The sequence below is a fragment of the Acidiphilium multivorum AIU301 genome (assembly GCF_000202835.1).
In the GTDB taxonomy this organism is placed as follows: Bacteria; Pseudomonadota; Alphaproteobacteria; order Acetobacterales; family Acetobacteraceae; genus Acidiphilium; species Acidiphilium multivorum.
Map to the genome: position 1 here is coordinate 1,180,237 of NC_015186.1, position 22,066 is coordinate 1,202,302.

Genomic DNA, 22,066 nt, shown 5'->3' on the forward strand with positions numbered 1-22,066 from the left:
ATCGCCGGAGGGTTATCGCCAGAGGGTCATGACCAGGCCGCCGGCGCAGATGAGGGCCCCGCCGAGCAGGATGGCGGGGGATGGGCGGAGGCCGAAGCCGAGCCAGTTCACCAGCTGGGCGACGAGGAAGAAGAGGACGACGTAGATGCCGAGGACGCGGCCGAAATCCCACGGGCCGAGATTCACCACGAGGCCGTAGGCGGCGAGGACGAGGATGCCGGCGGCGAGGAAGGGGGCGCGGGCGAGGCCGTGGTGGTGGAGGGCGGCGCGCATCAGGGCGTCGCCGCCGACTTCGAGGGTGGCGGCGGCGGCGAGGAGGGCGAGGATGGCGGCTTGGTTCACGGTGGGGGGATTATTGTTCGGGGGTCATTCCTCGGGGCGGGGTTCGTTCAGCAGGTCGAGCGCGCCCTGGAGCATGTAGGAGGCGGCGGCGGCGTCGACCCGTCCGGCGCGTTTGGCGCGGGTGACGTCCGCCTCGATGAGGGCGCGGTTGACGGCGGCGGAGGAGAGGCGTTCGTCCATCATCGCGACGGGAAGGCCGGTTTCGCGGGCGATGGCGTGCGCCCAGTCGCGCGCGGCCTGGGCGGCGGGGCCGATCGAGCCGTCCATCGAGAGGGGCAGGCCGATGATCAGGGCGGCGGCGCCTTCCTTGCGGGCGATGTCGAGAATGGTGGCGGCGGAATCGGCGAGCTTGCCGCGCTTCATCGCGCCATAGGGGGTGGCGAGGCGGCGGCCGACATCGGAGAGGGCGATGCCGATGATCTTCGATCCGGGGTCGAGGCCGATCAGCCTTGCGTTGCGCGGCAGGGTTGAGGCGAGGTCGGTCAGGTTGAACAGTGTCATGCGCGCGTTTATGGTCCAGCGCGCTCAGAAACCCAAGGGATCAGTCATGTCTCTCGATCACGCGACGGTGCGCCGCATCGCGAAACTCGCCCGTATCCGGCTGGATGAGGACGCGGTGCCGCGGCTCGCCGGCGAACTCAACGCGATTCTCGGCTATGTGGAACAATTGGCGGAAGTGGATGTGGAGGGGGTCGCGCCGCTTTCGGGCGGGGCGCAGATGGCGCTCAGGATGCGGGAGGACGAGGTGACGGACGGGCGGTATCCGGACCGCGTGCTGGCGAACGCGCCGGAGCGGATCGGCGATTTCTTCGCGGTGCCGAAGGTGGTGGAATGAGCCTGATGGATATGACGATCGCCGCGGCGCTGGACGCGCTGGCGGCGAAAAAGGTTTCGGCGGTGGAGCTGGCCGAGGCGCATGTGGCGGCGGTCGAGGCGCTCAACCCGCGGCTGAACGCGTTCATCACGACGACGCCGGAGCTGGCGCTGGAGCAGGCGCGGGCGGCGGATGATGCGCGGGCGAAGGGCGAGGCCCCTGCCCTTGCGGGGATTCCGATCGCGATGAAGGACCTGTTCTGCACCGAGGGGGTGCGGACGACGGCGGGATCGAGGATCCTGGAGCCGTTCGTGCCGCCGTATGAGAGCACGGTGTCGGGCAAGCTGAAGGCGGCCGGGGCGGTGATGCTGGGCAAGGCCAATCTCGACGAGTTCGCGATGGGATCGTCGAACATCACGTCGGGCTACGGGCCGGTGGAGAATCCGTGGCAGCGGGCGGATGGCGCGAAGCTCGTGCCGGGCGGATCGTCCGGCGGGTCGGCGGCGGCGGTGGCGGCACGGATGGCGATGGGGGCGACGGGGACGGATACCGGCGGGTCGATCCGCCAGCCGGCGGCGTTCAGCGGGATCGCCGGGATCAAGCCGACCTATGGGCGGTGCTCGCGGTTCGGGATCATCGCGTTCGCCTCGTCGCTGGACCAGGCGGGGCCGATGGCGCGGACGGTGGAGGATTGCGCCATTCTGCTGCGCGAGATGAGCGGGTTCGATCCGAGGGATTCGACCTCGGCGGAGCGGGCGGTGCCGGATTTCCGGGCGGCGTGCGGGCGCGGGGTGAAGGGGCTCCGGATCGGGATTCCGGCGGAGTATCGCGTGGAGGGCATGCCGCGGGAGATCGAGAAGCTGTGGCAGGACGGGATCGACTGGCTGAAGCGCGAGGGCGCGGAGATCGTCGACGTTTCGCTGCCGCACACGAAATACGGACTGCCGGTGTATTACATCGTCGCACCCGCCGAGGCGTCGTCCAACCTCGCGCGGTATGACGGGGTGCGGTTCGGCGCGCGGGTCGAGGGCAAGGACCTGATCGATCTTTACGAGCGCACGCGGGCGGCGGGGTTCGGCGAGGAGGTGAAGCGGCGGATCATGATCGGGACCTACGTGCTCTCGGCCGGGTATTACGACGCGTATTACCTCAAGGCGCAGAAGGTGCGGGCGCTGATCCTGCGGGATTTCCAGGAGGCGTTCGGGAAGGTGGACGCGCTGCTGACGCCGACCGCACCCTCGGCGGCGTTCGCGCTGGGCGAGAAGATGGACGATCCGGTGACGATGTATCTCAACGACGTGTTCACGGTGCCGGCCTCGCTCGCCGGCGTGCCGGGGATGAGCGTGCCGGCGGGGCTGGATGCGGCCGGGCTGCCGCTCGGCTTGCAGGTGATCGGGCGGCATTTCGACGAGGAGACGGTGTTCGCCGTCTCGTCCGTGCTGGAGCGGGCGGCGGGGTTCGCGCACCGGCCGGGCGTGATGGCGGGAGGCGCGGCATGAGCTACGTGATCGAGGGGACGACCGGCGCGTGGGAGCTGGTGATCGGGCTTGAGGTCCATGCCCAGGTGATCTCGCGCTCGAAGCTGTTCAGCGGGGCGGCGACGGCCTTCGGCGCCGAACCGAACAGCCAGGTGAGCTTCGTCGACGCCGGGTTTCCGGGGATGCTGCCGGTGATCAACCGCGAATGCGTGGCGCAGGCGGTGCGCACCGGGCTGGGGCTGGCCGCGCATATCAACCTCGTCTCGCGGTTCGACCGGAAAAACTATTTCTACGCGGACCTGCCGCAGGGCTATCAGATCAGCCAGTACGAGCATCCGATCGTGGGCGCCGGGGCGATCGAGATCGAGCTGGACTCGGGCGAGACGCGGACGATCGGGATCACGCGGCTGCATCTGGAGCAGGATGCCGGCAAGTCGATGCATGACCAGCATCCGAGCAAGTCGCTGATCGACCTCAACCGCTCGGGTGTCGCGCTGATGGAGATCGTCAGCGAGCCGGACATGCGCTCGCCGGAAGAGGCCGGCGCGTATCTGCGCAAGCTGCGCACCATCCTGCGCTATCTCGGCACCTGCGACGGCAACATGGACGAGGGCTCGATGCGGGCGGACGTCAACGTGTCGGTGCGCAAGCATGGCGAGCCGTTCCGCACCCGCTGCGAGATCAAGAACGTCAACTCGATCCGCTTCGTGATGCAGGCGATCGAGGCGGAGGCGAAGCGGCAGATCGAGATCTGGGAAGCGGGCGGGACGGTGGATCAGGAGACGCGGCTGTTCGAGCCGGCGCGCGGCGTGACCCGCTCGATGCGGAGCAAGGAGGACGCGCACGACTACCGCTATTTCCCCGAGCCGGACCTGCTGCCGCTGGTGCTGGAGGAGGAGTGGGTGGAGTCGCTGAAGGCGACGCTGCCGGAGCTGCCGGATGCGAAGCGGGCGCGGCTGATGCGCGACTTTGGCCTGTCGCGCTATGAGGCGTCGATCTTCGTGATGGAGCAGGTGACGGCGGATTTCTTCGAGACCGTCGCCGCCGGGCGCGATGCGAAGCTGGTGGCGAACTGGATGCTCGGCGATTTCTTCGCCCATCTCAACCGCACCGGGACGAGCATCGAGACCTCGCCGGTGAACGCGGCCCGGCTCGGCGAGCTGCTCGACCTGATCACCGACAAGACGATCAACGGCAAGATCGCCAAGGAGGTGCTGGAGCTGATGTTCGACACCGGCGATGCGGCGGGCGCGATCGTCGAGGCGCGCGGGCTGAAGCAGGTGACGGATACCGGCGCGATCGACGAGGCGATCGACAAGGTGATTGCCGCCAACGCCGACAAGCTCGCCGAATACAAGGCGGGGAAGGACAAGCTGTTCGGCTTCTTCGTCGGCCAGGTGATGAAGGCGATGCAGGGCAAGGGCAACCCGGCGCTGGTGAACGAGGCGCTGAAGCGGAAGATCGGCGAGCCGGGCGCATGATCCGCGCCCTCGCCGCCCTGCTGCTCGCTGCCGGCCTCGCCCTGACCCCGGCCTTCGCCGCGAATGCCTTTGCCGCGAATTCCGGGCCGGAGGCGCTGAGCGGCGTGCCGCTCGGCAAGGGCGGGGTGGTGGAGGTGAGCGGGCTGGTGCCGCCGCTCGACTTCACCATGACCGAGGCGGAGACGGGAAAGACCGTCACCGCCCGGGATTTCCGCGGCCGGACGGTGCTGCTCTATTTCGGCTATACCAACTGCCCGGATGTCTGCCCCGACACGCTCTACAAGCTGCACATGCTGTTCCGCGCGCTCGGTCCGGCGGCGAAGAAGGTGGTGTTCCTGTTCGTCACCATCGATCCGAAGCGGGACACGGATGCGGTGCTGGCGAAATATGTGGCGCTGTTCGACAGCCACTTCCTCGGCCTGCGGGGCACGCCGGACCAGATCTACCGGCTGACGCGGCGCTATCGGGTGGTGGCCTCGGTGCACCCCTCGCCCGATCCGCAGAAATACCAGGTGGTGCATTCGGCGCTGGTCTACGTGTTCGACCCGAAGGGACGGGCGCGGTTCATCATTCCCGATCTCGGGCTGACGCGGCACCCGGACTACAAGGCGCTGGCCGCCGATATCGAGGCGGTGAGCCGGAGCAAGCCCGGCAGTCTGGCCGGCTGGCTGGCGCGGCTCGGCTGACGCGCCGGCCCGGTCCGCAGGGATCGGGACGCACGCTCTTCCGACGCGGGCGGGCCGGTCAGTCCGCTTCCGGCAGGGAGGCGAGATACGCGGCGATGTCGGCGCGGTCGGCCCCGGTGAGCGCGTGGGCGATGTTGCGCATCACGTAGTTTTTCCCCTGTTTCCCGGCGGCGATGGCGGCCAGGGCGGCGAGCGTGGTGGCTTGCGGCAGGCCGGCGAGGCGCGGGGCGCCGATGGCCGGGTTGCCGGCGAGATCGGTGCCGTGACAGACCATGCAGGGCAGCACCCCGTTCGCCGTGCCGTGGGCGACGATGTCTTTGCCCCGCGCCGCGTTGCCCGCTGCTGTGCCCGCTGCTGTGCCTTGGGGCGGGAGGGCGGCGGGAGCGAGAGTTGGCAGCAGCAGCAGGGCGGCGAGCAGCGCCGGGCGGAGATGCGACACGGGGGGTCTTACTGGCCCGTGGGGCGCCCGTCGGCGCCGTAGACGGTGAAGGGCACGGTCAGGTCCGGCGCGTTGCGGAAGCGGAGCGTGACGTCCGCCGTCGTCCCCACCGTCATGCGCGGCTTCATGCACATGATGTGGTAGTCGCCGGGGGCGAAGCGGAACGTGCCGTGGGCGGGGATGGTGATGGAGTTCACGTCGATCATCATGTCCATCCCGCTGCGGTTGAGGCTGCGGTGCAGCATCGCGCTGCCGCAGGCGGGGGAGCTGGCGCCGGTCAGCACCGCCGCCGTGTCGCCCGCGTTGGTGAGGGTGACGAAGCCGCCGGCCGGGATCTGCGGCAGCAGGTAGCGGAACCAGCCGCCCTGCGCCGTGACGGCGGGGGCGGCGGAAGCGGCCGCGGGAAGCAGGAGGCACGCGAGGGCGGCGAGGACGCGGCGCATCAGGATCTGTCCATGGTCTTGCGGATGAGGGCGGCGACCGCCGGCAGGTCGGGCCGCGAGGTGGGGAAGCTGGCGAGCAGGGCGACGGCGCGGCCGTCCGGCCCGAAGAGATAGGTGGCGCTGCTGTGGCGGATGGCGGATTCGGGATCGGGCGAATCGGGGCCGGTGGGGGCGCGGTAATAGACGCCGAAGCGCTTTGCCGCCGCCTTGAGTTCCGCCGGAGTGCCGCGCAGGCCGGTGAAGACCGGCGGCTTGCCGAATTTCGCGACGTACGCCTTCAGGCGGGCTTGCGTGTCGTAGGCGAGGTCGATGGTGACGAAGGCGACCCGCAGGTCCGGGCCGTCCTTGCCCAGCAGGGTGACGAGCTTCGCCGCGTTCTGCATGGTCAGCGGGCAGGTATCCGGGCAGCGGGTGAAGCCGAAATAGAGGATCACCGGATGGCCGCGAAAGGCCGCTTCGGTGACGGGGCGGCCGGTTTCGACATCCTCCATGCGGAAGGCGAGCGGCGGGAGATGGCCTTCGAGCGGGACGATGGCCGGGCCGGCGGGGGCGCTGTCGGCCCAGGCGGAGCGCAGGGCGAGGCCGCCGAGTGCGAGGCCGGAGAGGCCGAGCATGGTGCGGCGGTCGAGGGCTTGTCGTGACATCGTGAACCTCCGTGTGGCGCCGGTGTTAGGGCGGGATTCGGCACCCGGCAAGTCAGGCTCGCGTGAGACCGGGGCGGCGGCGCTTGACCGGCCGGCACGCCTCGCCCATGCGGTGCGGTCATGAAGCAGATGAAACCGGGCAGCGCGGCGCTGCTCGTCATTCTCGCCGCGACGCTGGCGCGGCTCGTCCTCGCCGCCGGCATGGGGCTCGGGATCGACGAGAGCTACATGGTCGCCGCCGCGCACACGTTCCAGCTTTCGTATTTCGACCATCCGCCGATCTCGTGGTGGATGGAACTCGGCATCCAGCGGCTGACCGGGCTGCACTCGCCGTTCATCGTGCGGCTGCCGTTCATCGCGATGTTCGCGGCGACGGGCGGGCTGATGTACGGGCTGACACGGCGGCTGTTCTCGCCGGCGGCGGGGCTGTGGGCGGTGATCGGGCTGAACATCTCGCCGGTGTTCTCGCTCGCCTTCGGCACCTGGGTGCTGCCGGACGGGCCGCTCGACTTCTTCCTCGTCGGCGCCGCCTGGGCGCTGGCGCGGGCGCTGGGAATCGCGCGGCCGGAGATGGAGGCCACGCCGGATGCGGATTTCTGGCCGCTGGCGGGCATCCTGATCGGCCTCGCGATGACCTCGAAATACAATGCCGTGCTGGTGATGGCGGGGGCGCTGCTGTTCATGCTGGTGGATGCGCGGGCGCGGCGGGCGCTGGCGACGCCGGGGCCGTGGGTGGCCTGCGTGCTGGCGGCGGTGGTGTTCTCGCCGGTGGTGATCTGGAACGCGCTGAACGGCTGGGCGTCGTTCGGCTATCAGGGCGACCGGGCGACCGGGTTCGGGCTGCATCCGCTGCGGCCCTTCGCGATCTGGGGCGGCGAGGCGCTGTTCGTGGCCCCCTGGATCTTCGTGCCGATGGTGGCGCTGATGATCGGCGGGCTGCGGGGGAGCGACCGGCGGGCGCGGCTGCTGGCCTGGCTGGGCGTGGTGCCGGTGGTGCTGTTCTCGGTGATCGGGCTGTGGTCGTCGCGCAAGATTTTGTTCCACTGGGCGGCGCCGGGCTACCTGATGCTGTTCCCGCTGCTCGGCGACTGGGTAGTGCGGCAGGCGGGGACGATGCGGCTGTGGATCGGCCGGGCGGCGAAGGGAACGGCGGCGCTGCTGGTGGCGGCGGCGCTGTTCATCGCCCTGCAGGTGCGGTTCAGCATCGTGCCGGGGTTCGATTCGATGTTTCCGCCCGGCAAGTCCCCCACGTTGCAGGCGATCGACTGGACCAGCTTCCGCACGGCGCTGAAGGCGCGCGGGCAGTTCGACCAGCCGGGGCTGGCGCTCGCCGCGCTGCGCTGGTTCGATGCCGGGAAGATCGCCTATGCGGTGGGGCCGAGCATGCGGATGACGGTGTTCGAGGGCGATCCGCACGAGTTCGGCGTGGTCACGCCGCCGCAATCGCTGATCGGCGAAAATATCCTGATCGCGGCGATGCCGGGATCGGTCGCGGCGATCGAGACGCGGTATGCGCCGCGGTTCCGCTCGATCACCGTGGAGCCGCCGATCGACATCGTCCATGACGGCCATGTGCTGCTGCGGATTCCGATGCTGCTGGGGCATCACCTGATGTCGTGGCCGGGGGCGCGGCGGTAGGCTTCCGCCGCCGGACCGGCTTCCTTGGTTGATCGGGGCATCAGCCATGCCCATTTCTCCCGGATGGGACCGAAGCTGACGCGCGATCACGCGCTGTTCCTCGATCTGGACGGCACGTTGCTGGAGTTTGCCCCGACGGCGGAAGAGGTGGCGGTGCCCGCCGGGCTGGGGGCGATGCTGCGCGGGCTCGCGGCGCAGCGCGACGGGGCGCTGGCGATACTCTCGGGGCGGTCGCTCGCGCAGATCGACGCGGTGACCGCGGCCCCCTTCCCCGCCGGCGCCGAGCACGGGTTCGTGCTGCGCGACGCGGCGGGGCGAATCCATCATCCGGTGCGGCAGACGGCCAACCGCGCGGCCTGGCGGGCGGCCCTGGAGGCGGCGGCGGCGGCGCATCCGGGCGTGCGGATCGAGGCGAAATCGGCCTCGCTGGTCGCGCATTACCGGGCGTCACCCGAGGCGGGGCCGGCGCTGGGCGCGATGATCGGCGCGATGATCGCGGAGGCGCCGGAGGTCGAGCGGCTGGCGGCGAACATGGCCTGGGAGATCCGCCCGCGCGGCGCGGGCAAGGGGCGCGCGCTGGAATGGTTCATGGCGCGGCCGCCTTTCGCCGGGCGCGTGCCGGTCTTCGTCGGCGACGATGTGACCGACGAGGAGGCGATCGCGGCGGCGGCGGCGCTGGGCGGGCACGGGCTGCACGTTCACCGCGATTTCGACGGCACGCCGGCCGCGGTGCTGGCCTGGCTGGGCAGCGCGCTGGCGCCGGGGAGGGTGTGAGGATGGGGCGGCTCGTCGTCGTTTCGAACCGGGTGTCGCTGCCGACCGACAAGGGCGCGAAGGCCGGCGGGCTGGCCGTGGCGCTGGAGGACGCGATGATCCCCGGCTCGCTCTGGTTCGGCTGGTCGGGCCGGCGGGGCGGTGCGAATTCGGACCGGGCGAGCGTGAGCGAACATCAGGGCATCACCTATGCGACGGTGGATCTCGGCGAGACGGATTATCGCCGCTTCTATGTCGGCTTCTCGAACGGCGCGCTGTGGCCGCTGCTGCATTACCGGACCGGGCTGATCGATTACCGGCGGGACGATTACGAGGGGTATGTCGCGGTGAACGACCTGTTCGCCGCCCGGCTGGCGCCGCTGCTGCAGCCCGATGACGTGATCTGGATCCATGACTACCAGCTCCTGACCCTGGCGGAGGCGCTGCGCCGGCTGGGGGTGAAGAACCGGATCGGGCTGTTCGTGCATATCCCGTTCGTGCCGCCGGCGGTGCTGCACGTGCTGCCGGAGGCGGAGCATCTGGTGCGGGCGATGGCGGCGGCCGATCTGGTCGGCTTCCAGACGCATGGCGACCGGTTGAATTTCCTGGAATCGGCGGCGTCCTGCATGGAGATGCAGCGCGTGGGCGAGGACGGCTTCGTCCATAACGGGCACCGCACCATGACGACGGTGACGCCGGTGGGCATCGATGTCGAGGGGTTCGCCCGGGCGGCGCGGCGGGCGGCGGGCATGACCGAGACGCGGCGGCTGATCTCCAGCCTGGTGGGGCGCGCGCTGGCGATCGGGGTGGACCGGCTGGACTATACCAAGGGGCTGCCCCTTCGCTTCGCCGCCTTCGGCCGGCTGTTCCTGCGCCACCCCGAGCATCTGCGCCGGATCAGCCTGTTGCAGATCGCCGCGCGCTCGCGCGAGGATGTCGACCGGTACCAGTCGCTGCGGCGGGAGCTGGACCGGCAGGCGGGCGAGATCAACGGCGCCTATTCGGATTTCGACTGGACGCCCGTGCGCTACATGACGCGGGCGGTGAACCGCACCACGATCGCCGGGTTCTACCGGATCGCCAGCATCGGGCTGGTCACGCCGCTGCGCGACGGCATGAACCTGGTGGCGAAGGAATACATCGCCGCGCAGGACCCGGCGGACCCCGGCGTGCTGGTGCTCTCGCGCTTCGCCGGGGCGGCGGAGGACCTGACCGAGGCGCTGATCGTCAACCCGTATGACGCCGACCAGGTGGCGGATGCGATGCACACGGCGCTGCTGATGCCGCCGGAGGAGCGCGTCGCGCGGCATGCGGCGCTGCTGGCCAAGATCCGCGAGCGGACCGCCGCCTCATTCTGCCGGGCGTTCCTCGACCAGCTGCGCCAGGTCGAGCGCTGAGGCCGCCGCCGCCGCCCGGAAATGCGCCGGCAGGGCGGCGGTGACGGCGACCGGCGGGGCGAGCGGCAGGGCGAGCGCGCGGGCGAGCAGGCACATGCCGCCGGCTTCGGCGCCGTAGAGCGGGTCGCCAACAATGGGGAAGCCGGATTCGGCGCAATGGACGCGCAGCTGATGGGTGCGGCCGGTGCGCGGGCGCAGCTCGAGCAGCGCCCTGCCCTGCCCCGCCACGAGGCACCGCCAGTCGGTGATGGCGGGATCGCCGCGCGGATCGGGCGCGACGCGCCAGCCGCCGGGAACGGTGCGGCGGGCCAGCGCCAGCTCGATCGTGCCGTGCGCCGCCGCCGGCACGCCCTCGACGATCGCCCAGTAGGTCTTGCCGACCCGGCGCTGCGCGAAGGCGCGCTGCAGGGCGACCAGCGTGGTCTTGCGCCGGGCGATGGCGAGGCAGCCGGCGGTGTCGGCATCGAGCCGGTGGACCAGCCAGGGACCGTCGGCGCCGCGCCGCCAGCGGGGAAACCAGTCCTCCACGCTCGGCCCGCCGCCGCGGCCGCGATGGCTGGGCAGGCCGGCCGGCTTGTCGATCACCACGAGATGGGTCGAGTGGTACAGGATGACCGGGTCGATCATGCCGTTCCCGGGCGCGGCACGGCCGGGGGACACGGAATCAGGCCGGGCGCTGGGCGGGGCGGAGATGGTCCGGCACCTCGAAGCCGAGCCGGCGGGGAATGTCCCACATCTCGTCGATGCGGCGGACGATGCGGAAGCCGGCGCGCAGATAGTTGGGCAGGGCGCGCGGATGGTCCGCCGTGCAGGTGTTGACCGTCATGCCGCGGACCGGGCCGGCGAAGACCTGCTCGATCGCCGCCCCCAGCAGGGCGAAGCCGAGGCCGCGGCCGATCGCCTCCGGCAGCAGGCCGAAATAGCTGAGATTGACGTCCGGCCAGGGGGTCGCGTCGAGCTCGAAGAAGCCGGCGACCGCGCCATCGACGCGGAGCACGTGGATGGCGACCGCCGGATCGGCCAGGTGGCGGGCGAGCATCGCATCCGGCATGATCCGCCGCAGCCACCACAGCCAGGGCTGGCCGACACGGTCGTAGAGGTCGCGATAGGTCGCGACATCCATGTGCGGCACATACTCGATCGCCGCGCCGGGCGGCAGGGCCGGCCAGGTCCGCGGCGGGTGACGGTCCATGCGAAGGAACGTCACCGTGACCTGAACGCGGTCGAACGGCTCGCCGGGACGGACACGGGCGTATTCGAGCATGGCGGCGCCTCAGTCCTCGAGGAAGCTCCTGAGCTTGCGGCTGCGCGAGGGGTGCTTGAGCTTGCGCAGGGCCTTCGCCTCGATCTGGCGGATGCGCTCGCGGGTGACGTTGAACTGCTGGCCGACCTCTTCCAGCGTGTGGTCGGTGTTCATGCCGATGCCGAAGCGCATGCGCAGCACGCGCTCCTCGCGCGGGGTGAGCGAGGAGAGGACGCGCGTTGCGGCCTCGCGCAGGTTGGCATGAACCGCGGCATCGAGCGGGATGATCGCGTTCTTGTCCTCGATGAAGTCGCCGAGATGGCTGTCTTCCTCGTCGCCGATCGGGGTTTCGAGGGAGATCGGCTCCTTGGCGATCTTGAGCACCTTGCGCACCTTCTCGAGCGGCATGCCGAGCTTCTCGGCCAGTTCCTCGGGCGTGGGCTCGCGGCCGATCTCGTGCAGCATCTGCCGCGAGGTGCGGACCAGCTTGTTGATCGTCTCGATCATGTGGACCGGGATGCGGATGGTGCGCGCCTGGTCGGCGATCGAGCGGGTGATCGCCTGGCGGATCCACCAGGTGGCGTAGGTCGAGAACTTGTAGCCGCGGCGGTATTCGAATTTGTCCACCGCCTTCATCAGGCCGATATTGCCTTCCTGGATCAGGTCGAGGAATTGCAGGCCGCGATTGGTGTATTTCTTGGCGATGGAGATGACGAGGCGGAGATTGGCCTCGATCATTTCCTTCTTGGCGCGGGTGGAGTCGCGCTCGCCGCGCGAGACGGTGGAATAGACGCGGCGGAATTCCTCGATCGGCAGCTGCGCCTCGGCGGCGATGCGGCCGATCTGGGCGCGCAGCTCGGTGACCTGGGTGCCGTAGCGCTCGACGAAGACCTTCCAGCCCTTGCCGGGGCGTTTCGCCACGTCGTCGAGCCAGGTGGGGTCCATCTCGCGGCCGCGATAGGCGTCGAGAAAGTCGTCGCGGGTGATCTTGCAGCCCTCGGCGAGGCGCAGCATCTGGCCTTCCAGCCCGTTCAGGCGCTGGTTCAGCTCCTTGAGCTGGATGACCAGCTCCTCGATGCGGTTGTTGTGCAGGCTGACCTGCTCGACCTTGGCCACCAGCTCGTCGCGCAGCTTCTCGTAGGTCTTCTCCGAGCGGGAGGCCATTTCCTCGCCGGCGTTCAGCGCCTCCAGCCGCTTGTGCTGGAGCTTCATGAACTTCTCGTAGAGCTTCTCGACCTCGGTGAAGGTCTCGAACACCTCGGGCTTGAGCTTCTCCTCGACGGCGGAGAGCGAGAGGCCGCTCGATTCGCCCTCCTCGTCCTCCTCGGGTTCCTCGGGGACCGCGGCGGAGGGGTTGAAGCCGCCATCGCCGCCGCCCTGGGTGGCCTCGAGGTCGATCACGTCGCGCAGCAGCATCTTCCCGTCCTTGAGGGATTCGTGCCACGAGATGATCGCGCGGAAGGTCAGCGGGCTTTCGCAGAGCCCGCCGATCATCATGTCGCGCCCGGCCTCGATGCGCTTGGCGATGGCGATCTCGCCCTCGCGCGAGAGCAGCTCGACCGTGCCCATCTCGCGCAGGTACATGCGGACGGGATCGTCGGTGCGGCTGCCGCTCGATTCGCTGATATTGCCGGAGGCGGCCTCCTCGTCCTCGGCGGCCTCCTCGTCCTTCTCGGCGCGGCCGGCGGTTTCCGCCTCCTCGCCTTCCTCGCCCTCGACCACCTGGATGCCCATTTCGCTGAGCATCGACATCACGTCCTCGATCTGCTCGGAGCTGTTCTGCTCGGAGGGCAGGACGGCGTTCAGCTCGTCGAAGGTGATGTAGCCCCGCTCCTTGCCGCGGGCGATCAGGCGCTTGACCGAGGCCGACTGGATGTCGAGCGTCGCGGTGTCCGCCTCGGCCTCGGGCGCGGCGGTCTCGGCGGGAGCAGCTTGTTTGGTCGCCATCAGTGTATCAATCTCCAGGGCAGCGACGCGGGGGGCGCGCGCTCAAGTTGGTGCTTCGAGGTCCGCTTCGCCCCGCTCGGCGCGATAGCGCGCTTCGACGAGGGCCCGCAGACGGTTGTTGTTTTCGGGCGTGGGGTCCTGCTCGAACCTGATCCGCTGTTCCTCGCATTGTTGCCGCAGCCAGTCCAGATTCATCAGCCCGTAGATGCCATACCAGAGCGACTCCAGGGCTTCGCCTGCCGTCTCCTTGCCGCGGCCCCGCCGCGGCAGGACGGACAGGGCGAGTTCCGCCGCCTCACGCAAACCTGACTGAGCGAGATGGTTGAGGAGGAGCGCCGAGTCAAGGGCTTCGGCGGTGGCGAGCCAGACGCTCATCGCCGCGCGCAGGCGGGCGCAGTCATCCGGCAGGGCGAGCAGGCCGAAGGCCTCCTCCAGCGCCGGCAGCAGGTCGGGATGGGCGATCAGGAGTCCGGTCAGCATCCGGGCGCGGCGCAGCCGGGCGACCGAGGGGTCGATGGACGGGCGCGGCAGGCCGAGCGGGCGGGGCGGCGCGCCGGCGGGGGCGCGGCCCGAGGCGCGGTCTGGAGCGCGGCCAGGGGCGCGCCCGGCGGCCTGCCGGCCGCGCCGGGCGGCGAAGAAACGGTCGAGCAGCGCGCCGCGGTATTCGCCGGCCAGCGCCTTGTCCTCGATGGTGCGGGCGACCTCCTCGAGCCGGTGGCGCAGGGCGGCGCGGCCCTCGGGGGTGGCCTGGTCGGCGCTTTCGGCCAGCAGGAGGTAGAGCGTGTCGGCCAGCGAGGGCACGGCGGCGAGGCGGGCGGCGAAGGCGGCGGCTCCCTCGCGGCGGATGAAACTGTCGGGGTCGTCGGCGCCGGGCAGGGTCAGCACCGCGAGGCCGCGATCGGGGGTGAGCTGCTTCAGGGCGAGCTCGATGGCGCGCAGGGCGGCGCGGCGGCCGGCGGCGTCGCCATCGAGGCAGAGGATGGGGCGCGGCGAGAGGCGCCAGAGTTCCTCGAGATGGGATTCGGTGAGGGCGGTGCCGAGCGGGGCGACGGCGCCCTCGAAACCGGCGGCGGCGAGCGCGATCACGTCCATGTAGCCCTCGACCACGATCAGCGCGGCGCCGGCGCGGATGGCGGGGCGGGCGGTGTCGATCCCGTAGAGGGTGCGGCGCTTGGAGAAGAGCGCGGTTTCGGGGCCGTTGAGGTATTTCGGCTGGCCGTCGCCGAGCAGGCGGCCGCCGAAGCTGACCATGCGGCCGGCGCGGTCGCGGATGGGGAACATCACGCGGCCGTAGAAATAGTCGACCGCGCCGCGCTCGCCCTGTTTCATCAGCCCGGCCTCGACGAGGCGGGATTCGGCGATGCCCTGGCGGGCGAGCGCCGCGCGCAGCGACCCCCTGCCCTCGCCCGACCAGCCGAGGCCGAAGCGGGCGATGGTCGGCGCATCGAGGCCGCGGGCGGCGAGATAGGCGCGGGCGGCCTCGCCCTCGGGCAGCGCGAGGCGGCGGCGGTATTCGGCGGCGGCGGCTTCCAGAACATCCGCCAGCTCGGCCTCGCGCTTCGCGGCCTCGGCGGCGGCGGGGCTCGGCTTCGGCACCTCGAGCCCGGCCTCGGCGGCGAGGCGCTCGACCGCCTCGATGAAGCTCGCCCCCTCGCTCTGCATGACGAAGCTGATGGCGTCGCCATGCGCGCCGCAGCCGAAGCAGTGGTAGTGATCGTCGTAGACGTAGAAGGACGGGGATTTCTCGTTGTGGAACGGGCAGCAGCCCTTCTGGTCGCGGCCGGCGCGCTCGAGCCGCACGCGGCGGGCGACCAGGGGGGCGAGCGGCGTGCGGTGGCGCAGTTCGTCGAGAAAATGGGGCGGCAGGCTCATCCGCCGGCCAGCTTCGCCTTCACCGCCGCCGAGGCGGCGGCCATGTCGAGCGCCGGGCCGTGCGCCGCCTTCAGCGCGGCGATGACGGCGCCCATCTCCTTCGGGCCGGACGCGCCGGTGGCGGCGATGGCGGCGGCGATGGCGTCATCCAGCGCGGCGCCGGCGAGGGTTTGCGGCAGGTAGCCCTCGATGATGGCGATTTCGCCGGCTTCCTGGTCGGCGAGGTCGGGGCGGTTGCCGGCGCGGTACTGCGCCTCGGATTCGCGGCGGGATTTCACCATGCCGCGCAGCAGGGCGACGATGTCGGGCTCGGCGATCGCCTCGATGCCGCGCGGGCGGGCGGCGATGTCGGCGTCCTTCAGCTTGGCCGAGACCATGCGCAGCGTGGAGACGCGCAGCGCATCGCGCGCGCGCATCGCCGCCTTCAGGTCATCGAGGATGCGGCCGCGCAGGGGGCTGGTCGTCATGGCTGTCTCCGAACAGGGCTGAAGGCCGCCCGCCCCGGGGCGGGCGGCGGCTCACATGGTCGCCGGTTCGGCCGGCGCGATCGTCGCGACGCCCGAACCCGTGATGGCCACTATCCTATCCCCGGAGACGGGCGGGGAGAAGAGGTAGCCCTGCGCATCGATGTCGCGATAGCCGTAAAGCATCGCGGCGTGTTCCTCGGTTTCGACGCCCTCGACGGTGATCAGCAGGCCGAGGGTCTGGCCGAATTCGACGATCGCCTTGACGATCCGCTCGCCGTTCTCGGCGCGGCCGAGTTCGTGGATGAAGCTGCGGTCGATCTTGAGCCGGTCGAAGGGGAAGGAGCGCAGCGTGGAGAGCGAGGCGAAGCCGGTGCCGAAATCGTCGATCGCGATGCGGCAGCCGAAGCGGCGCAGGCGGCGCAGATTGTCGATCGTGCGGTCGTCCGTGGTCAGCAGCGCGGTCTCGGTCACCTCGAACTCGACGCGCTCGGGGGCGAGGCCGGAGGTGGAGATCACCGCCGAGAGCTGGTCGAACAGCAGGGCCTCGCGCAGGTGCAGCGCCGAGAGGTTGATCGCGACCGAGACCGAGGACGGCAGGCGGATGGCCAGCGAGGCGGCCTCGGTCAGGACGTGGCGGGTGACGGCGCCGATCAGGCCGCAGCGCTCGGCGATGGCGATGAAATCCTCCGGCCCGATGATGCCGCGCTGCGGATGCCGCCAGCGGACCAGCGCCTCGACGGAGCGGATGCGGCGGGTGCGCAGGCAGACGACGGGCTGGTATTCGACGAAGAGCTGCCCGTCGTGCAGGGCGCGCTTGATGTCGCGGCGCAGGCTGCGCTGGTTCTGGACCTGGCGGTCCATCGCCTGGTCGAACAGGCGCCAGGTGCCGCGGCCGTCGTTCTTGGCTCGGTAGAGTGCGAGGTCGGCGTTGCGGAACAGCAGGTCCTGGCGGTCGCCATCGGCGGGGGCGAGCGCGATGCCGATGCTCACCCCGATCTCGACTGAGACGCCGTCGAACCGGTAGGGGCGCGACAGGCGCTCGATGATGCGGTCGGCCATCGCGGTGGCGTCGATCCGGCTGTTCGAGGGCAGCAGCACGGCGAATTCGTCGCCGCCGAGGCGGGCGGCGGTGTCGGTTTCGCGGATGGCGTTGCGCAGCCGGCTGGCGACGGCGCGCAGCAGGATGTCGCCCAGGCCGTGGCCGTAGCTGTCGTTCACCGCCTTGAACTGGTCGAGGTCGAGATAGAGCAGCGCCGCGCCGCAGGCATTGCCGGGGGCGAGCGCGCGGTCGAGCAGCACGCCGAAGGCGGCGCGGTTGATCAGCTCGGTCAGCGTGTCGTGCTGAGCGAGGAAGTCGATGCGCTGGCGGGAGCGCTGCATGGCCGTGACATCCGAGCCGACGCCGCGATAGCCGGCGAAGGCGCCCTCGTGATCGAGCGTCGGCTTGCCGGTCAGCGACCACCAGCGCCGCTCGCCCGCGGCCGAGACCGGCACCACCAGATCGCGGAACGGGCGGCGCATGCGGATCTGCCGGCGGAGCTCGGCATAGGGATCGATGGCCGGATCCGCCGGGCTGGCCAGGGCGGCGTCGGTTCCGGCCATGAAATCGAACAGGTTGCCGCGGATTTCGCCGGCCGGGCGGTGCGCCACCTCGGCGAGCCGCGCCGAGGGATGAACGAGGTTCAGCGCCGCGTCGGTCTCCCAGAGCCAGTCGCTCGCGTTCTCCTCGAAATCGCGCAGCAGCATCTGGATCGTCTCGCTGGTGCGCTTGAGCTCGAGGGCGTTGACGCTGCGTTCGAGCATGCGGCGGTTGACGGCGACCATCGTGAAGAAGACGAAGGCGGAGTAGATCGCCACTGAAACGACAAATACCGGCCGCCAGAGATCATGCGAGACATTTAGGGCGATGAAGGCGCCGGCCGTCAGCGGCGTCCAGAAAGCGAGGGTCGAGGAGAGCGGGCCGGCGGCGATCGTCGTCGAGATCAGGCCACACATGATGCTCAGGATGAGAGCCTGACTAGCCGGCCCTGATGCCCGCATCAGCAGGATCAGATAGGCCGCCCAGAAGACGCCCAGCGCGAACAGGAGGCGGTTGAACAGGACGCGTGCGCGATCAAACCCGGCAACCCGGCGGCGCACCAGAGGCCATGCCACAGTGAAACAGAATAGCGCGACATAGGTCAGTTGAAGCAACAGAAAGGCGGCGAGCACCGCCGGCCGTCGGGTCGTCGCGCCGAAATCGATCGCAATGGCGCCGGCGACCAGCAGCCCGGCAATGCTGGCCACGCGCGTCAGCCTGATCCGGAGTTCGAGCCCTTCAATGGCGATCGGTGCAACAAGCTGTTCCGGGACAACATCCGTGGCCCAGACCGCATTATATAGACGCGATTGTTTAATTATTTGAACCAACGATTGTTGCTGCTTGTTCACGGGTACTCGCCAGCATGATCAAAGCAAGGTTTACCGGAAATTTTCCATTGATGGAACAAAGGAATCACCACTGATCTGTTAAGCGTTCAGAGCGGATAAAGCATTGTTGCCCGCTTGTTCACAAAGGAGATCCCTATGGACGGCTCGATCCTCGGACATCAATTTTTACGGACGACGGAGAGCGCTCCTCTCCCGGCCCGCCGGTCCGACAGCGTGACGGCCCGCCTCGTTATCGACGACGACGAGACGTTTCGCGAAGCCCTGGCATTGCGATACGAGGCCTATGTCGCCGCCGGCTATCTTGCGCCGCGCAGCGAGGCGCTGTTTTCCGATACTTATGACGAGTCTCCGCTGAGCAAGACGGTGGTTCTTTACAACCATGGAGAGCCCGCGGCGTCGGTGCGGGTCTGCATGCTCGGCCATTGCGACGGCAACGACCGGCCTGGCGATCTGCCCGCCGCGGCGATGTTCCGCGACGAGATCGACACCTGCCTCGACGGGCTGGCAGCGGGCGGCCGGAGGCCGCGGGCGGTCGAGATCACGCGGCTCGCGTGCAGCCCGCATCATGCGCGCGACATAACTCTCCTGATGGGACTTTACCATATTGTCGGCTACCTGATCCTGCATTTCCGCGCCGAGATTATATTCGCGGCGGTGACGGTCAATCACGCGCCCTTCTATCGGCGAATGGGCTTCTGCGAGATCGCTCCGGCACGCGACTATCCCGGGCTCGACGTGCAGACCGTGCTGATGGGCTGCAAGACCAACGAGCATCGCGGGATTCCAGGCAAGCTTATGTCGCTCGCCGAGATTTCGCTCTCCGACGACACCTATCTCGGGTTGGTAACCGGGCAACCCGTGCCGGTATTCGGCGAACGGGTCGCGTCGCGCAAAGATCTGGTCGTGAATCAGATCTTGGCCGGGGCGCCTATCCCGCAGGGGCTCGGCGCCGTGGCGGCAACCATAGGGTAGGTGGACCACCCGGCGGCGCCGCGCAGCAGGGCCGGCGCCGGCGGGAGGACGCTCAGAACGCGGACAGGCCGGTCTGGGCGCGGCCGAGGATCAGCGCGTGGACGTCGTGCGCGCCCTCGTAGGTGTTGACGGTTTCGAGATTCACCATGTGGCGGATGACATGGTACTCGTCGACGATGCCGTTGCCGCCGTGCATGTCGCGCGCGAGGCGGGCGATGTCGAGCGACTTGCCGCAATTGTTGCGCTTCATCAGCGAGATCATTTCCGGCGCGGCCTCGCCGGCATCGAGGAGGCGGCCGAGGCGCAGCGCGCCCTGCAGGCCGAGCGTGATCTCGGTCTGCATGTCGGCCAGCTTCTTCTGCACGAGCTGGGTCGCGGCCAGCGGGCGGCCGAACATCTTGCGATCCAGCGTGTATTGCCGGGCGGCGTGCCAGCAGAACTCGGCGGCCCCCAGCGCGCCCCAGGCGATGCCGTAGCGCGCGTTGTTGAGGCAGGAGAACGGGCCGCGCAGCCCCTTCACGCCGGGCAGCATGTGATCCTCGGGGACGAAGACGTCCGAGAGCATGATCATGCCGGTGACCGAGGCGCGGAGCGAGAACTTGCCCTCGATCTTCGGCGTCTCCAGGCCCTTGGAGCCGCGGTCGACGAGGAAGCCGCGGATCACGCCCTCGTCGTCCTTGGCCCAGACCAGGCAGACATCGGCGATCGGCGAGTTGCTGATCCAGGTCTTCGAGCCGTTCAGGATGTAGCCGCCATCGACCTTCTTCGCGCGGGTGCGCATCGAGCCCGGATCGGAGCCGGCATCGGGCTCGGTGAGGCCGAAGCAGCCGACCCATTCGCCGGCGCGCAGCTTCGGCAGGTACTTGTCCTTCTGCGCCTCCGACCCGAAGGCGTAGATCGGGTACATCACCAGCGAGGACTGCACCGAGAAGGCCGAGCGGTAGCCGGAATCGACGCGCTCGACCTCGCGGGCGATCAGCCCGTAGGCGACGTAGGAGACGTCGGCGCAGCCATGTGTGGAGAGGGTGGCGCCGAGAAAGCCCATCTCGCCCATTTCGGACATGATCGAACGGTCGAAGGTTTCTTCGCGGAAACCTTTAAGAACGCGCGGGAAGAGCTTGTTTTGACAGTATTCATGCGCCGCATCGCGGATGGCGCGCTCGTCTTCCGTCAGCTGCGTGTCAAGGTGAAGGGCGTCGTCCCACTCGAATGGCGTGAAGCTGCCCTTGCCGGCCGGCTTGTGCGCGCCGGTTTCCACGACCCGTTTCATCTCGTTCATGCGGCGATTTCCGTATCCTCGTTCTGGTCTTTTCCGTCCTGCCCGTCGGTATCCGGTCCGGCCGCCGGGCGGGCGCGGCGGCGGATCTGCATGAAGGCCGGAATATCATCGCCGAAGCCGACGACCGGCTCGCGCGGGCCGGCATCCTCGCGGCCGCCGCGGCGGTTGCCCGGCTCCCTGCTGCGGCGGGGGACGGGCTGTTCCTCGGCGGCGGGCGGGGTCTCGGCGCGGGCGGCCGGCTTGGGCGCCTTCTTCGCCGGCGGCGCGGCCTTGGCGGCGGGCTTGCCGCCCCGGCGGCGGCCCCTGGACTCGGCCTCCTCCCACTCGACGGGATCGAGACCGTCCACGGCGAGGCGGGGAATCGGGTGGCCGATCAGCAATTCGATCGCGTCGACCGCGGCGCGGTCGGCCGGCGTGGCCAGGGTCAGGGCGCGGCCCTGCATTCCCGCCCGTCCGGTGCGGCCGATGCGGTGGACGTAATCCTCGGCGTGGTGCGGGACGTCGAAATTGAAGACATGCGACAGGCCGCCGATATCGATGCCGCGGGCGGCGACGTCGGAGCAGACCAGCAGGCGGATCTCGCCGGCCTTGAAGCGCTCGAGGGTCGCGAAGCGGGCGGATTGCGGCATGTCGCCATGCAGCATGCCGGCCGAGAATTTGTGCCGCGTCAGCGACTTGCAGAGAATGTCGACATCGCGCTTGCGGTTGCAGAAGACGAGCGCGTTCTGCACGTCCTCGGTGCGGATCAGCCGGCGCAGGGCCTCGCGCTTGTCGTGCGTGGCGACCAGCGACAGGCCTTCGGTGATCGTGGTGGCGACGGTGGCCGGGCGGGAGACGGTGATCTGCTTCGGGTTCGAGAGGAACGCGTCGGCCAGGCGGCGGATCTCCGGGGCCATGGTGGCGGAGAAAAAGAGCGTCTGCCGCATGGTTGGCAGGAGGGAGACGATCCGCTCGATATCGGGGATGAACCCCATGTCGAGCATGCGGTCGGCCTCGTCGATCACCAGCACCCGCACGTCCGACAGCAGCAGGCCGCCGCGCTCGAAGATGTCGATCAGGCGGCCGGGGGTGGCGATCAGCACGTCGACCCCGCGGGTCAGCACGTCGCGCTGCTCGCCCATGCTCTCGCCGCCGATCAGCAGCGCATGGTTGAGCTTCAGGTGCTTGCCGTACTGGACGAAATTCTCGGCGACCTGGAGGGCGAGCTCGCGCGTCGGCTCGAGGATGAGGGAGCGCGGCATCCGCGCCCGGGCGCGGGAGCCGGAGAGAATGTCGAGCATCGGCAGGGTGAAGCTCGCGGTCTTGCCGGTGCCGGTCTGCGCGCAGCCGAGAACGTCCCGCCCCATGAGCACGGTCGGGATCGCCTGTTCCTGGATCGGGGTCGGGTTCAGATAGCCCTTTTCCTCAAGGGCCTTGAGGATCGGCTCGGACAGGCCGAGCGACGCGAAGCCGGAGGCGGGCGGCGTTTCGGCAGCCTCGGCGGCGGCGTCTTCCTGTGGGTGCGGCACGAAATCCTTGGACTCGGACAATATTCAGACCAATTCGGACAAGAGGAGCAGGAGTGCCCGCATCCGCTCGCTCCCGATTCGTTGCGGAGCGGCCAGACGCGAGACGGGGGCGCAGTTGCGTCTGCCCCGAGATCGTTGATATCCGTTCTGACCGCCGAAAAGTCAAGTGAATGGCGGGCTGGCGCGCGGCCTGCCCGGAACGCCGGGGGCGTGTTAGGCTGGCCGCCCCGCCC

The 22,066-nt window shown here is 69.6% G+C and carries 21 protein-coding genes; 8 read left to right on the forward strand and 13 right to left on the reverse strand.

Annotation, left to right across the window (positions count from 1 at the left end; genetic code table 11):
* Positions 1-12 precede the first annotated feature (12 nt).
* Both ACMV_RS05115 and ruvX read right to left on the reverse strand, forming a co-directional pair.
* Complete coding sequence (locus ACMV_RS05115) at positions 13-342, reverse strand: hypothetical protein (RefSeq protein WP_013639761.1); 330 nt, start codon at positions 340-342, stop codon at positions 13-15.
* A 24-nt stretch (positions 343-366) separates the two neighbouring features.
* Entirely contained in the window at positions 367-843 is a 477-nt protein-coding gene (gene ruvX, locus ACMV_RS05120; protein WP_013639762.1) for a Holliday junction resolvase RuvX, read from the reverse strand.
* A 46-nt stretch (positions 844-889) separates the two neighbouring features.
* On the opposite strand from ruvX, the gene gatC reads away from it, so the two are divergent.
* Genes gatC through ACMV_RS05140 form a run of 4 tightly spaced genes read left to right on the forward strand, consistent with a single transcriptional unit; the run spans position 890 to position 4,801 of the window.
* Positions 890-1,177 carry an Asp-tRNA(Asn)/Glu-tRNA(Gln) amidotransferase subunit GatC gene (gene gatC / locus ACMV_RS05125; RefSeq protein WP_007424402.1) on the forward strand — a complete coding sequence of 96 codons (288 nt, stop codon included), beginning with the start codon at positions 890-892 and terminating at the stop codon, positions 1,175-1,177.
* Positions 1,174-2,655 (forward strand): Asp-tRNA(Asn)/Glu-tRNA(Gln) amidotransferase subunit GatA, encoded by a 1,482-nt coding sequence (gene gatA / locus ACMV_RS05130; protein ID WP_013639763.1) that lies wholly within the window; start codon positions 1,174-1,176, stop codon positions 2,653-2,655. Before gatC ends, gatA begins: the two co-directional genes overlap by 4 nt.
* Entirely contained in the window at positions 2,652-4,115 is a 1,464-nt protein-coding gene (gene gatB, locus ACMV_RS05135; RefSeq protein WP_013639764.1) for an Asp-tRNA(Asn)/Glu-tRNA(Gln) amidotransferase subunit GatB, read from the forward strand. The genes gatA and gatB overlap by 4 nt, the downstream gene beginning before the upstream one ends.
* Positions 4,112-4,801, forward strand: a complete 690-nt coding sequence (locus tag ACMV_RS05140) for an SCO family protein (RefSeq protein ID WP_013639765.1) — start codon at positions 4,112-4,114, stop codon at positions 4,799-4,801. The genes gatB and ACMV_RS05140 overlap by 4 nt, the downstream gene beginning before the upstream one ends.
* Positions 4,802-4,859: 58 nt before the next feature.
* On the opposite strand, the gene ACMV_RS05145 is transcribed toward ACMV_RS05140, so the two are convergent.
* The 3 genes from ACMV_RS05145 to ACMV_RS05155 are packed head-to-tail and all read right to left on the reverse strand — an operon-like array spanning position 4,860 to position 6,327.
* On the reverse strand, positions 4,860-5,240 hold the full coding sequence (locus tag ACMV_RS05145) for a c-type cytochrome (RefSeq protein ID WP_007424406.1): 381 nt from the start codon (positions 5,238-5,240) through the stop codon (positions 4,860-4,862).
* An 8-nt stretch (positions 5,241-5,248) separates the two neighbouring features.
* Positions 5,249-5,683, reverse strand: coding sequence for a copper chaperone PCu(A)C (locus tag ACMV_RS05150; protein ID WP_007424407.1), 435 nt, complete (start codon positions 5,681-5,683; stop codon positions 5,249-5,251).
* The gene (locus ACMV_RS05155; RefSeq protein WP_007424409.1) at positions 5,683-6,327 is read right to left on the reverse strand and encodes an SCO family protein; all 645 of its coding nucleotides are present in this window, start codon (positions 6,325-6,327) and stop codon (positions 5,683-5,685) included. Before ACMV_RS05155 ends, ACMV_RS05150 begins: the two co-directional genes overlap by 1 nt.
* Before the next feature lie 120 nt (positions 6,328-6,447).
* Here ACMV_RS05155 and ACMV_RS05160 point away from each other — a divergent pair, with 120 nt between their 5' ends.
* The 3 genes from ACMV_RS05160 to ACMV_RS05170 are packed head-to-tail and all read left to right on the forward strand — an operon-like array spanning position 6,448 to position 10,115.
* Positions 6,448-7,965, forward strand: a complete 1,518-nt coding sequence (locus ACMV_RS05160; protein WP_013639766.1) for an ArnT family glycosyltransferase — start codon at positions 6,448-6,450, stop codon at positions 7,963-7,965.
* A 24-nt stretch (positions 7,966-7,989) separates the two neighbouring features.
* The gene (gene otsB, locus ACMV_RS05165) at positions 7,990-8,739 is read left to right on the forward strand and encodes a trehalose-phosphatase (protein WP_231844488.1); all 750 of its coding nucleotides are present in this window, start codon (positions 7,990-7,992) and stop codon (positions 8,737-8,739) included.
* A 2-nt stretch (positions 8,740-8,741) separates the two neighbouring features.
* Positions 8,742-10,115 carry an alpha,alpha-trehalose-phosphate synthase (UDP-forming) gene (locus ACMV_RS05170; protein ID WP_013639768.1) on the forward strand — a complete coding sequence of 458 codons (1,374 nt, stop codon included), beginning with the start codon at positions 8,742-8,744 and terminating at the stop codon, positions 10,113-10,115.
* Here ACMV_RS05170 and ACMV_RS05175 read toward each other — a convergent pair.
* Genes ACMV_RS05175 through ACMV_RS05200 form a run of 6 tightly spaced genes read right to left on the reverse strand, consistent with a single transcriptional unit; the run spans position 10,068 to position 17,930 of the window.
* Entirely contained in the window at positions 10,068-10,742 is a 675-nt protein-coding gene (locus ACMV_RS05175; RefSeq protein WP_013639769.1) for an RluA family pseudouridine synthase, read from the reverse strand. The two genes, ACMV_RS05170 and ACMV_RS05175, sit on opposite strands and share 48 nt — an antisense overlap.
* A 37-nt stretch (positions 10,743-10,779) precedes the next feature.
* On the reverse strand, positions 10,780-11,379 hold the full coding sequence (locus tag ACMV_RS05180) for a GNAT family N-acetyltransferase (protein ID WP_013639770.1): 600 nt from the start codon (positions 11,377-11,379) through the stop codon (positions 10,780-10,782).
* A gap of 9 nt (positions 11,380-11,388) precedes the next feature.
* Positions 11,389-13,305 (reverse strand): RNA polymerase sigma factor RpoD, encoded by a 1,917-nt coding sequence (gene rpoD / locus ACMV_RS05185; RefSeq protein ID WP_007423767.1) that lies wholly within the window; start codon positions 13,303-13,305, stop codon positions 11,389-11,391.
* 42 nt (positions 13,306-13,347) lie between these two features.
* Positions 13,348-15,177: a DNA primase gene (dnaG, locus tag ACMV_RS05190; protein WP_013639771.1), complete on the reverse strand. Its 1,830-nt coding sequence runs from the start codon at positions 15,175-15,177 to the stop codon at positions 13,348-13,350.
* Positions 15,174-15,644 carry a GatB/YqeY domain-containing protein gene (locus ACMV_RS05195; protein WP_007423290.1) on the reverse strand — a complete coding sequence of 157 codons (471 nt, stop codon included), beginning with the start codon at positions 15,642-15,644 and terminating at the stop codon, positions 15,174-15,176. Before ACMV_RS05195 ends, dnaG begins: the two co-directional genes overlap by 4 nt.
* A 51-nt stretch (positions 15,645-15,695) precedes the next feature.
* On the reverse strand, positions 15,696-17,930 hold the full coding sequence (locus ACMV_RS05200) for a putative bifunctional diguanylate cyclase/phosphodiesterase (protein ID WP_148361047.1): 2,235 nt from the start codon (positions 17,928-17,930) through the stop codon (positions 15,696-15,698).
* Between the two features lie 279 nt (positions 17,931-18,209).
* Here ACMV_RS05200 and ACMV_RS05205 point away from each other — a divergent pair, with 279 nt between their 5' ends.
* Positions 18,210-19,046 carry an N-acyl amino acid synthase FeeM domain-containing protein gene (locus ACMV_RS05205; protein WP_007423736.1) on the forward strand — a complete coding sequence of 279 codons (837 nt, stop codon included), beginning with the start codon at positions 18,210-18,212 and terminating at the stop codon, positions 19,044-19,046.
* Positions 19,047-19,098: 52 nt separating this feature from the next.
* Here ACMV_RS05205 and ACMV_RS05210 read toward each other — a convergent pair whose 3' ends face one another.
* On the reverse strand, positions 19,099-20,325 hold the full coding sequence (locus ACMV_RS05210; RefSeq protein WP_007423737.1) for an acyl-CoA dehydrogenase: 1,227 nt from the start codon (positions 20,323-20,325) through the stop codon (positions 19,099-19,101).
* Positions 20,322-21,854 carry a DEAD/DEAH box helicase gene (locus ACMV_RS05215; RefSeq protein WP_013639773.1) on the reverse strand — a complete coding sequence of 511 codons (1,533 nt, stop codon included), beginning with the start codon at positions 21,852-21,854 and terminating at the stop codon, positions 20,322-20,324. Before ACMV_RS05215 ends, ACMV_RS05210 begins: the two co-directional genes overlap by 4 nt.
* Positions 21,855-22,066: the final 212 nt, after the last annotated feature.

Excerpts from the sequence above, each read along its gene's own strand:
- gatA (WP_013639763.1), top strand. The coding sequence starts at position 1,174 with ATGAGCCTGATGGATATGACGATCGCCGCGGCGCTGGACGCGCTGGCG.
- dnaG (WP_013639771.1), bottom strand. The coding sequence starts at position 15,177 with ATGAGCCTGCCGCCCCATTTTCTCGACGAACTGCGCCACCGCACGCCG.
- ACMV_RS05150 (WP_007424407.1), bottom strand. The coding sequence starts at position 5,683 with ATGCGCCGCGTCCTCGCCGCCCTCGCGTGCCTCCTGCTTCCCGCGGCC.
- ACMV_RS05155 (WP_007424409.1), bottom strand. The coding sequence starts at position 6,327 with ATGTCACGACAAGCCCTCGACCGCCGCACCATGCTCGGCCTCTCCGGC.
- gatC (WP_007424402.1), top strand. The coding sequence starts at position 890 with ATGTCTCTCGATCACGCGACGGTGCGCCGCATCGCGAAACTCGCCCGT.
- ACMV_RS05170 (WP_013639768.1), top strand. The coding sequence starts at position 8,742 with ATGGGGCGGCTCGTCGTCGTTTCGAACCGGGTGTCGCTGCCGACCGAC.
- ACMV_RS05160 (WP_013639766.1), top strand. The coding sequence starts at position 6,448 with ATGAAGCAGATGAAACCGGGCAGCGCGGCGCTGCTCGTCATTCTCGCC.
- ACMV_RS05180 (WP_013639770.1), bottom strand. The coding sequence starts at position 11,379 with ATGCTCGAATACGCCCGTGTCCGTCCCGGCGAGCCGTTCGACCGCGTT.
- gatB (WP_013639764.1), top strand. The coding sequence starts at position 2,652 with ATGAGCTACGTGATCGAGGGGACGACCGGCGCGTGGGAGCTGGTGATC.
- ACMV_RS05210 (WP_007423737.1), bottom strand. The coding sequence starts at position 20,325 with ATGAACGAGATGAAACGGGTCGTGGAAACCGGCGCGCACAAGCCGGCC.
- ruvX (WP_013639762.1), bottom strand. The coding sequence starts at position 843 with ATGACACTGTTCAACCTGACCGACCTCGCCTCAACCCTGCCGCGCAAC.
- ACMV_RS05205 (WP_007423736.1), top strand. The coding sequence starts at position 18,210 with ATGGACGGCTCGATCCTCGGACATCAATTTTTACGGACGACGGAGAGC.
- ACMV_RS05175 (WP_013639769.1), bottom strand. The coding sequence starts at position 10,742 with ATGATCGACCCGGTCATCCTGTACCACTCGACCCATCTCGTGGTGATC.
- ACMV_RS05140 (WP_013639765.1), top strand. The coding sequence starts at position 4,112 with ATGATCCGCGCCCTCGCCGCCCTGCTGCTCGCTGCCGGCCTCGCCCTG.
- ACMV_RS05195 (WP_007423290.1), bottom strand. The coding sequence starts at position 15,644 with ATGACGACCAGCCCCCTGCGCGGCCGCATCCTCGATGACCTGAAGGCG.
- rpoD (WP_007423767.1), bottom strand. The coding sequence starts at position 13,305 with ATGGCGACCAAACAAGCTGCTCCCGCCGAGACCGCCGCGCCCGAGGCC.